General features: G+C 71.2%; 7 protein-coding genes and 1 pseudogene. 4 read left to right on the top strand and 4 right to left on the bottom strand.

All coding sequences use genetic code 11. The features are described 5' to 3' along the window. Positions 1–266 precede the first annotated feature (266 nt). Positions 267–3572: a bifunctional lysylphosphatidylglycerol synthetase/lysine--tRNA ligase LysX gene (lysX, locus tag ACWCXB_RS36190; RefSeq protein WP_450728686.1), complete on the bottom strand. Its 3306-nt coding sequence runs from the start codon at positions 3570–3572 to the stop codon at positions 267–269. Positions 3573–3631: 59 nt separating this feature from the next. On the opposite strand from lysX, the gene ACWCXB_RS36185 reads away from it, so the two are divergent. Then, a complete protein-coding gene (locus ACWCXB_RS36185; RefSeq protein ID WP_450728684.1) occupies positions 3632–4096 on the top strand; it encodes a universal stress protein in 465 nt (154 codons plus the stop codon). A gap of 108 nt (positions 4097–4204) precedes the next feature. After that, complete coding sequence (locus tag ACWCXB_RS36180; RefSeq protein ID WP_450728682.1) at positions 4205–5656, top strand: amino acid permease; 1452 nt, start codon at positions 4205–4207, stop codon at positions 5654–5656. A 24-nt stretch (positions 5657–5680) separates the two neighbouring features. Here ACWCXB_RS36180 and ACWCXB_RS36175 read toward each other — a convergent pair whose 3' ends face one another. After that, entirely contained in the window at positions 5681–6916 is a 1236-nt protein-coding gene (locus ACWCXB_RS36175; protein ID WP_450728680.1) for a CapA family protein, read from the bottom strand. Positions 6917–7142: 226 nt separating this feature from the next. Here ACWCXB_RS36175 and ACWCXB_RS36170 point away from each other — a divergent pair, with 226 nt between their 5' ends. Further along, positions 7143–7721, top strand: coding sequence for a sigma-70 family RNA polymerase sigma factor (locus ACWCXB_RS36170; protein ID WP_450728678.1), 579 nt, complete (start codon positions 7143–7145; stop codon positions 7719–7721). 243 nt (positions 7722–7964) lie between these two features. Then, entirely contained in the window at positions 7965–8435 is a 471-nt protein-coding gene (locus ACWCXB_RS36165; protein ID WP_450728688.1) for a hypothetical protein, read from the top strand. Between the two features lie 26 nt (positions 8436–8461). On the opposite strand, the gene ACWCXB_RS36160 is transcribed toward ACWCXB_RS36165, so the two are convergent. Both ACWCXB_RS36160 and ACWCXB_RS36155 read right to left on the bottom strand, forming a co-directional pair. After that, positions 8462–9673 (bottom strand): sensor histidine kinase, encoded by a 1212-nt coding sequence (locus ACWCXB_RS36160; RefSeq protein WP_450728676.1) that lies wholly within the window; start codon positions 9671–9673, stop codon positions 8462–8464. After that, a pseudogene (locus ACWCXB_RS36155) lies at positions 9670–9937 on the bottom strand (cation acetate symporter); the annotation flags it as partial. The gene ACWCXB_RS36160 and the pseudogene ACWCXB_RS36155, both read right to left, overlap by 4 nt.

The following is a 9937-nucleotide window of genomic DNA, read 5'->3' as shown; positions in this document are numbered from 1 at the left end:
TGCGGGCCGGCCGCCGGCACAGGCGCCGCGGTCCGGTTCGGGGTGCTGGTCCCCTCGGTGCTGAACAGGGGTGCGACAGTGGCGGCGACCCCGAGACCGGCGGCGATGCGCAGCACCGACCGCCGCGTCGGCGGCATCTGATCCTTCTCCATGAGCAATGGCTGCCATGGGCACCGTCCGGCAGGCCTCAGCAACACCGGTTTGGCGTACAAGTACACCCATTGGGAGCAGCAGTTGATGCACGGGCCCGGCAGACGGCGAGGTGCTCAGTGGCGGCGCACCAGGGGGAACGGCAGCGTGTCGCGGATGGTGAGCCCGGTAAGGAACATCACGAGCCGGTCCACCCCGATACCGAGTCCGCCGGTCGGCGGCATCGCGTACTCCAGCGCGTCGAGGAAGTCCTCGTCGAGCTCCATGGCCTCCGGGTCGCCGCCCGCGGCGAGCAGCGACTGGGCGGTGAGGCGCCGCCGCTGCTCGACAGGGTCGGTCAACTCCGAGTAGGCGGTACCCAGTTCCGTACCGAAGGCGACGAGGTCCCAGCGTTCGGCGAGGCGCGGGTCGTGGCGGTGCTGGCGGGTCAGCGGGGAGACGTCGGTCGGGAAGTCCTTGTAGAAGGTGGGCAGCTGGGTCTTCTCCTCCACCAGGCGCTCGTACATCTCCAGGACGACATCGCCGCGCGTGTCGTCGGGGCTGTGCGGGACACCGGCCAGATCGCAGAGCCTGCGCAGGGCTTCCTCGCCCGTGTCGGCGTCGACGTGCTCGCCGAGGGCGTCGGACACCGCGTCGTAGAGTGTCCTGACCGGCCAACGCCCGGAGATGTCGTGGGCGACGAGCTTGCCGTCCGGTCCCGCCTTGTGTGCGACAGGCGTTCCGAAGGCTGCGGTGGCGGCGCCCTGGATCAGTTCGCGGGTGAGGTCGAGCATCACGTCGTAGTCGGCGAATGCCTGATAGGCCTCCAGCATCGTGAACTCGGGGTTGTGCTTGTACGAGACGCCCTCGTTGCGGAAGGTGCGGCCCATCTCGAAGACCTTCTCCAGGCCGCCCACGCACAGCCGCTTCAGGAACAGTTCGGGGGCGATACGCAGATAGAGGTCCATGTCGTAGGCGTTGATATGGGTCGTGAAGGGGCGGGCGTTCGCGCCGCCGTGGATCTGCTGGAGCATCGGGGTCTCGACCTCCAGATAGCCGCGGTCGAGCAGTCCCTGGCGCAGTGCCTGCACGGCGGTGGAGCGTGCGCGTACGACACTGCGCGCGTCGGGGCTCGCGACGAGGTCGAGATAGCGGCGGCGGACGCGGGCCTCGGGGTCGGCGAGTCCGCGGCGCTTGTCGGGCAGCGGGCGCAGGCATTTGGCGGTGAGCTGCCAGGCGGTGGCGAAGACGGTGGGTTCGCCGCGGTCGCTCGCGCCGAGCTCCCCGGTGGCGGTGATGTGGTCGCCGAGGTCGGCGTCCGTGGTGAACGCGTCGAGGACAGCCTGGCCCGAACCGTCGCGGGTGAAGGCGACCTGGAGGTCGCCCGACCAGTCACGCAGCACGGCGAAGACGACGCCGCCGAAGTCGCGTACGGCCATGACGCGCCCGGCGACCGTGACCTTGTCGCCGGTGCGTGCGCCGGGCGCGAGGGACGGGTGTGCGGCGCGGATCGCGGCGAGTGTGCCGGTGCGCGCGGCGGCGCCGACCGGGTAGGGGTCGATGCCCTGCTCGCGCAGCCGCTCCAGCTTGCGGTGGCGGATCCGCACCTGCTCGGGGAGTCTGCGTTCCCCCATCGGGCGTACGGTGTCGGGTCCGGCCAGCTCCAGCGCGTCGATCGCGGGCAGCCCCGCCGTGCCCGCCACGGGCCCTGTGACGCCGCGCGATCGGCCCCTGCCCCAGCGTTTGCGCAGACGGGGTACGGAGACGAAGCCCTCGGCGATCCCGGAGGCGAGGCCGACGCGGGCGAGGGAGCCGGCATCGCCGTAGCAGAGGAACCGCGGGTACCAGGCGGGCTGGTACTTGACGTTGGACCGGTACAGGGCCTCCAGTTGCCACCAGCGGGAGAAGAAGAGCAGCAGCCTGCGCCAGAGCCGCAGGACGGGACCGGCGCCGATCCGGGCGCCCTCCTCGAAGGCCGAGCGGAAGACCGCGAAGTTGAGGGAGATCCGGCGGACGCCCAGCTGCGGTGCCTGGGCGCAGAGCTCGGCGACCATGAACTCCATGATTCCGTTCGGGGCGTGGTCGCGGTCGCGGCGCATGACGTCGAGGGAGATGCCGTCGCGGCCCCAGGGGACGAAGGACAGCAGTGCGATGAGCCTGTCGTCGGCGTCGAGGGCTTCGACGAGGAGACAGTCGCCGTCCTGCGGGTCGCCGAGCCGGTCGAGTGCCATGGAGAAGCCTCGTTCGGTCTCGGTGTCCCGCCAGGCATCGGCCTTGTCGATGACCTGTTCCATCTCCTCGTCGGTGAGCGCGGAATGGCGGCGGATCCGGGCGGTGGCGCCGAGTCTGCGAACGCGGCCGACGGCCTGCCGGGCGACTCTCATGTCACGCCCGTCCAGGTCGAAGCGGTCCACGTACAGGATCGCCTCGTCGCCGAGCTGGATGGCGCCGAGCCCGGACCGTGCGTAGGCCCTGGCGCCGTCCTCGGACGCGCCCATGACGGCGGGCGCCCAGGCGTAGCGGCGGGCGACCTCCAGCCAGGCCTCGACCGCGGGGGTCCAGGCCTCCTTGTCGCCGACCGGGTCACCGCTGGCAAGGGCGACCCCCGCCTCGACGCGGTAGGTGACGGCGGCCTTGCCGTTGGGCGAGAAGACGACGGCCTTGTCGCGGCGCGTGGCGAAGTAGCCGAGGGAGTCCTGGGAGCCGTAGGCGCCGAGCAGTGCGCGGATGCGGGGCTCCTCGTCGCCGTGCAGGGCCGCCTCCATGCGCTGCGAGCGGAAGAGGGTGGCGGCGGAGTTCAGCAGCGCGAGCGCGCCGAAGAGGCCGAGGAGGAAGAAGAGGGCGCGCGGCGGGGAGCCGTCGAACTGGGCGCTGGAGACGAGTCCGCCGAGCACCCGGTTGGCGGACCACAGCAGCCGTTGCCCGGGGACGAGGGTGTTCGGGAAGAGCTCGACGAGCCCCCAGCCGACCAGCACACCCGCCGCCAGTCCCAGGACGAGGACGAGGATCGCCCGGCGCAGCGAGCCGCGCCGCGTCTCGGCGTAGAACTCGCGCCGTGCGAGGACCAGCACCACCAGTGCGATCAGGCACAGCACAAGGTTGGCGACCGAGCCCCAGTCGAGTCCGGCGGCCAGCAGCAGGACGTCGGCGATGACGATGAGCGTCAGATAGGCGACGACGAGCCACCAGGCGGCCTTCTTGCGGGCTCCGATGGCAGCGGCGAGCAGCAGCAGGAAGACGGCGTAGGCGAGATTGGCGCTGACGGGTACGGCGACCTCGTCGACGAAGAGCACGACGGGGCGCAGCAGCCTGCGCAGGGGCACGATCAGGGCGATGACCGCGCAGAACACCCCGAGCACGGCGAAGAACATCGCGAAGCCTTCGGGCACCTTGCCGGTGAAGCCGCGTCGGGCGGCGAGGCGCTCCTCCACGCTGACACTCATGTTCCGCACTCTAGGGAGACCCCTGCCGGGGCGCCTGTCGGCAGGGATAGCCTCGAGGCGTGAGTGAGCGGCAGCAGTCCCAGGGTTTCGAGCGCGGCACCGACGGTCCGAAGGTGATCGTCGCCGGTGTCGACGGTTCCGACTCGTCGCTGCGGGCGGCGGCGTACGCAAGTGGGCTGGCCCGACGGCAGAACGCCCTGCTCGCGCTCGTGTACGTGCAGCCGCTGATGCCGGCGGGCGCGGCGCTCGGCGCCCCGGTGGCGGACACGACCGGGGAGATCGCGGAGGAGCTGGTCGCGGAGATCAGGGCGGCGGCGGAGCGGGTGCGGGGCATCTGGGACGTGCGCTGGGAGTTCCACACCTTCCGGGGGGATCCGTACAACGGGCTGGTGAAGGCCGCCGACGAGCTCAAGGCGGACGCGGTGGTGGTGGGCGCCTCGGAATCGGCGGGGCACCGGATCATCGGATCGGTGGCGGTACGGCTGGTCAAGGCGGGTCGCTGGCCGGTGACCGTGGTTCCGTAACCCGCCCGGAATCATCACTTCCGCTACCGCATGTCGCCTTCCGTCACCCGCTCCCCTGGTCCATCATGAGCCGCCGTTGTCCGACAGCGGTCCGCGAAGAGGTGACTCATGGCAGGGCTCCCGATGGGGCAGGGCGTACTGCGCCGCAAGCCCATCGAACTGATCGAAGAAGGCCCCCCGAGCGAGCAGCTCACCAGAACGCTCGGCCTGTGGCAGCTCACGGCCATCGGCGTCGGCGGCATCATCGGCGCGGGAATCTTCGCCCTCGCCGGCGCGGTCGCGAACCAGACGGCGGGCCCCGCGGTCCTCCTCTCGTTCCTGATCGCGGGCGTGGCGAGCGCCGCGGCCGCCTTCTCGTACGCCGAGTTCGCCGGCATGATCCCCAAGGCGGGATCGGCCTACACGTACGGCTACGCGGTCCTCGGCGAACTGGCGGGCTGGTTCATCGGCTGGGACCTCCTGCTGGAGTACACGGCGATCGTGGCGGTGGTCGCCATCGGCATCTCCGGGTACTTCGGCTTCCTCCTCGGCCAGCTGGGGATCGATCTGCCCGCCTGGATGCTGGGCGCGCCGGGCACGGGTGAGGGGCACAAGGTCGATCTCTTCGCGATGATCCTGTGTCTCTTCATCGCCTATCTGCTCACGCTCGGAATCAGGAACGCGGCACGGTTCGAGACCGCCGTGGTGGTGCTCAAGGTCCTGGTCGTGCTGCTGGTCATCGTGGTCGGCTTCTTCTACATCAACACCTCCAACTACACCCCGTTCTTCCCGTTCGGCGTCAGCGGGGCGTTCACGGGTGCGGCGACCGTCTTCTTCGCGGTGTTCGGGTACGACGCGATGTCGACGGCGGCCGAGGAGTCCAAGGACGCGCAGCGCCACATGCCGAAGGCGATCATGTATTCGCTCGCGATCTCGATGGTGCTGTACGTGCTGGCCTGTCTGGTGCTGACGGGTATGCAGAACTACAAGGACATCGATCCGGAGAGCGGCTTCTCCACGGCCTTCAAGTCGGTGGGTCTGGACAGTCTCGCGACCGTCATCGCGGTGGGCGCGATCATCGGGATCCTCACGGTGATGTTCACGTTCATGCTGGGCGTCACCCGGGTGTGGTTCTCGATGAGCCGCGACGGGCTGCTCCCGCACTGGTTCGCGAAGACCCATCCGACGCGGCACGTGCCGGTGCGCGTGACGTGGATCGTCGGCGCGGGGTCGGCGCTCATCGCGGGCTTCCTGCCGATCGGGGAGGCGGCGGAACTGACGAACATCGGCATTCTGCTGGCGTTCGTGGTGGTGTGCGTCGCCGTGATCGTGCTGCGCTACCGGCAGCCGGAGCTGCCGCGATCGTTCCGCTGCCCGGCCATGCCGTTCGTGCCGGCGATCGGTGTGGCGTTCTCGATCTGGCTGATCACGTTCCTGGCCTGGCAGACCTGGCTCCGTTTCGTGGTGTGGCTCCTGGTCGGTCTGGTGATCTACTTCACGTACTCGTACCGGCACTCGAAGCTCGCCCAGGCGGAGGCGCAGGCCGGGCCGGGGACCGGAGCGGGTCCTGGCCCGCAGTGACCCGGGGGCAGGCGTCGGGCGGCGTCAACGGCCCATGAGGAGGCCGTCGGCGGCCGCCCCGCGGCTGAGGACGACCTCGCGGATCCGGTCGCGTACGGCGGTGTGGTGCGCCGCACCGCCGTCGATCGCGGCGTTGAGGTTGATGACGCGGCCGGCGGCCGTGTCCATCCACTGCGGGATGAACTCGGCCTTGGTCACCTCCCAGCGCCCGCCGGCCCGGGCGGGCGGCGCGAAGGTGAAGCGTCCGATGGTGCTCTGGTTGCCGCGCGGGTCGTGCCGGCCCTCGTAGTTGGTCATCGGGCCGGCGATCTGGTCGCCCATGCCGTACACGACCCAGGTGCCGTTGACCTTCTCGTACGCCTGCGGGATGTGGGCGTGGGTGCCGAGGATCAGGTCGATGTCGGGGCGGCCCGCGGTGCGCGAGGCGGTCAGGGCCCTGCCGAGCCGCAGTTGGCGTGCGTCGGGCGCGGTCTGCCATTCGGTGCCCCAGTGGACGCTGACCACGACGACGTCGGCGCCGGCCCGGCGGGCCGCGCGCGCGTCCTCGACGATCTTCCGCTCGTCGATCAGATTGACCGCCCAGGGCCGCCCGGCCGGCAGCGGGTACCCGTTGGTGCCGTACGTGTACGCGAGCTGGGCGACCCTGGCGGTCCCCGCGCGCAGCCAGGCCGGCTCCCGGGCCTCGGCCTCGGTGCGGGCCGAGCCGGCGTGTTCGATCCCGGCACGGTCGAGGGCGTCGAGCGTGCGCCGCAGCCCTTCGGCACCGTCGTCCAGCGTGTGGTTGGAGGCCGTGGAGCAGGAGTCGTAGCCGGTGGTGCGGAGGGCTTCGGCGATCTGGGGCGGTGAGGTGAAGGCGGGGTATCCGGTGTAGGGCCCGTCGTCGTCGCCGTACACCGTCTCCATGTGGCAGATGGCGAGATCTGCGGTGGCGACGACGGGTGCCACGCCCGCGAGCATGGGCCGGAAGTCGTGGCCGTCGCCCCGGGCGGCCTCCCGCGCCTGGTGGATGACGGAGTCGTGCGGGAGTACGTCACCACTGGCGACGAGCGTGAAGGCGCGGGGGGCCGGTGAGTCGGTGGTGGGGGCGGGGGCGGACGTGAGAAGTGGCGCGGGAACGGGCCGACGGCTCCCGGCGGGTCCGGCCTCGTGGACGGACGGGCGGGAGCTGCGGGCCCGTTCGGGGCCGCCGCCGCAGCCCGCCGCCGGTGCCAGCAGTGCGACGGCCAGGACCACCGCCGTGCGGCGTACGTGTGCGCTCATCGGCGGCTCCATCCGAGGGACTCAATGGTCAGTCAATCATCAAAGCCGTCAATATGACTTACCGAGACAGAACGAACTACTCCCTTCCGGTCGACCGCTCGACGCACCATTCGGCGAACAGTGCGACCGTTCAACGCACACGCCGGTACAGCGCCTGTCCCTCCGGGCCTCGATGCGTTCGGATACGCCACGTAACAGCGAACTCTCCGGACTTCTGTGCGAAAGGATGCCGACGATGGCGACGGCGACCGCGACGGCGACGAGCTCGACATCGACGACCGACGAGCGGGCCCTGGCCGAGCTCCAGCGCGAACACGGTCCCGCCCTGCTGAGCTTCCTCATCGGCCTGACGTACGGCGACCAGCAGCGCGCCGAGGACCTCCTCCAGGAGACCCTGGTCAGGGCCTGGCAACATCCCGAGGCGTTCGAGGGGCCGTACGAGTCGATGCGGCCGTGGCTCTTCACGGTCGGCCGCCGGCTCGCCATCGACGCGCGCCGCTCCCGGATGGCCCGCCCCACCGAGATCGGCGACGCCGTCCTCGCCGCGACCGCGGATCCGGCGGATGTGACCGATCGCGCGGTCGCCGTGCTGGACGTCCGCGCCGCGGTGCGCTCGCTGAGCCCCGAGCACCGGGCGGTGCTGGTGCAGATCTACTTCCAGGGCCGGAGCGTGGCCGAGGCCGCCGAGGCGCTGGGCATCCCGGCGGGCACGGTCAAGTCGCGTTCGTACCACGCCCTGCGCCGGCTGGCCCACTGTCTGCCCGGATACAGTCGCGCGGCGGTGACCCGATCCGCCGCCGCCTGACGGCACCGGATCGGGTCACTTCAGCCTCCGCCGCCCCTCCGGGAGCCTCGTCCCCCTGGGGTCACGGCTTCGCGTCCGCCCGATTCGAAATCGGCCGCGCGAGTTGAGTAAAGAGGGACCCTGACGCGTGTCTCCAGGTGGAGGCTCGTCGTCGACAGCCGTACCGAGCACGTCCGGGAGAAGGTGGAGAGAGTGCTGCCCGAGAGTACGAACGGCACCGGCGGAGGCGGTCTGGCGGTCCCCATGGCCTGGCTGTGTGCCGAGTACATAGCCGACGAGGTGCTGCGCACCGGCGGCCTTGTGGAGACCGGTTCGCTGGAGTTCAGAGCCGGCCGGGAGACCCTCGCCCTGACGGTCTACCTCTGCGACGGCCCCGGCGAACCGGCCGCCGTCCGGACGGTGTCCCGGCTGGACGAGTGGCTGTCGCGCACGGCGTACGGTCACCCGTGGCCGGAGTGGGTACGCGAACGGATGGCCGCCCGGGAGGCCTTCGCGCGTGACGTCACCGGTCCCGACCCCGATCTGCCGCTGGCGCAGGAGGCCTGGCAGTGGCTGGAGCGGACCGAGCTGCTCGCCGCCGATCTCGGCGACGAGTCCGGGCTCTGGCACCCGGCCCTGCCGCCGGAGTCCGCGGTGGACGAGTCGGCGCAGGTGTGGACCCCGGCCTGGCGGCTCGGGCTGCCGCTCGGGCACCTGGCGATCCACCTGTACTGAGCGGCGTCACCTTGTACTGAGCAGTGTCACCGTGCACCGGAGTTCTTGTGCACGCCCGCCCGGTACTTGGGGATCCGCACCGTGATCTTCGTGCCGGCCCCGATGCCCGTCTCGATGACGAGGCCGTGGTCGTCGCCGTACACCTGCCGCAGCCGTTCGTCGACGTTGCTCAGTCCGATGCCCGACGACCGGGTGGCCACTCCCGCGAGGATGCGGCGCAGTTCGGCCGGATCCATGCCGACGCCGTCGTCCTCGATCGTGACGACTGCCTCGGCACCCGCGTCCTGGGCGGAGATGGAGACGCGGCACTCGTCCCTGGAGTCCTCGAGGCCGTGCTTGACCGCGTTCTCGACGAGCGGCTGGAGGCAGAGGAAGGGCAGGGCGACCGGGAGCACTTCGGGGGCGATCTGGAGGGTCACCTTGAGCCGGTCCCCGAAGCGGGCGCCGGCGAGCGCCAAGTACTGCTCGATGCAGCGCAGCTCGTCGGCGAGATGGGTGAAGTCGCCGTGCCTGCGGAACGAGTAGCGGGTGAAGTCGGCGAATTCCAGGAGGAGTTCGCGGGCCCGCTCCGGGTCGGTGCGGACGAAGGACGCGATGGCGGCGAGCGAGTTGAAGATGAAATGCGGGGATATCTGCGCGCGCAGTGCGCGGATCTCGGCCTCGATGAGCCGCGTACGGGACCGGTCGAGCTCGGCGAGCTCCAGCTGTACGGACACCCAGCGGGCGACCTCCGTGGCGGCCCGTACCAGCACCGCCGACTCCTTCGAGCCGTAGGCGACGAGGGCACCGAGCACGCCCTCCTCGCCGGTGAGCGGGGCGATGACGGCCCAGCGCAGCGGGCACTCCAGATCGTCGCAGCCGGTGCGGATGCTCTGGCTGCGCCCGGAGTCGAGTACGTCGGTGACGCGCCGCATCACCCGTTCCTCGTGGTGGTCGCCGCCGAGACCGTCCCAGGCGAGGACCTGTTCGCGGTCGGTGAGGCAGAGCGCCTCGGTGCCGAGCAGGGAGCGCAGCCGGCGGGCGGCCTTGCGGGCGGTGTCCTCGGTGAGTCCGGCGCGCAGCGGCGGGGCGGCGAGGGACGCGGTGTGGAGGGTGTGGAAGGTGGCCCGCTCGACGGGGGTACCCAGGTCGAGGTCGGGGTCGGTGTCGCGGCGGGCGGTGAACCGGCCGAGCCCGAACCCCGCCGCGAGCAGTACGGCTGCGGCGGCACCGAGAGCTGCCAACGCCATCGCGGTCATCGTTCCGCTCCTTCGGGCTGCGGCCGGCCGACGAGGTCCTCGGGCAGATGGAGGCGCGCCAGGATGCCGGCCGCCCCGGACGGTATGTGCCGGGGCGTCGCGAGCGAGACCACGACCATGGTGAGAAAGCCGAGCGGCACCGACCAGACGGCGGGCCAGGCCATCAGGGTGTGCGGCCAGCCCTCGGGGGCGAGCCCGGCGCGGGTGGCCATGACCGCGGTCAGCGCCGCCCCGCCGCCGAGCTCGACCGGTCCCGTACGCGGC

The organism is Streptomyces sp. NPDC001514 (assembly GCF_053597075.1).
This window is presented reverse-complemented; position numbering and strand designations above follow the sequence as displayed.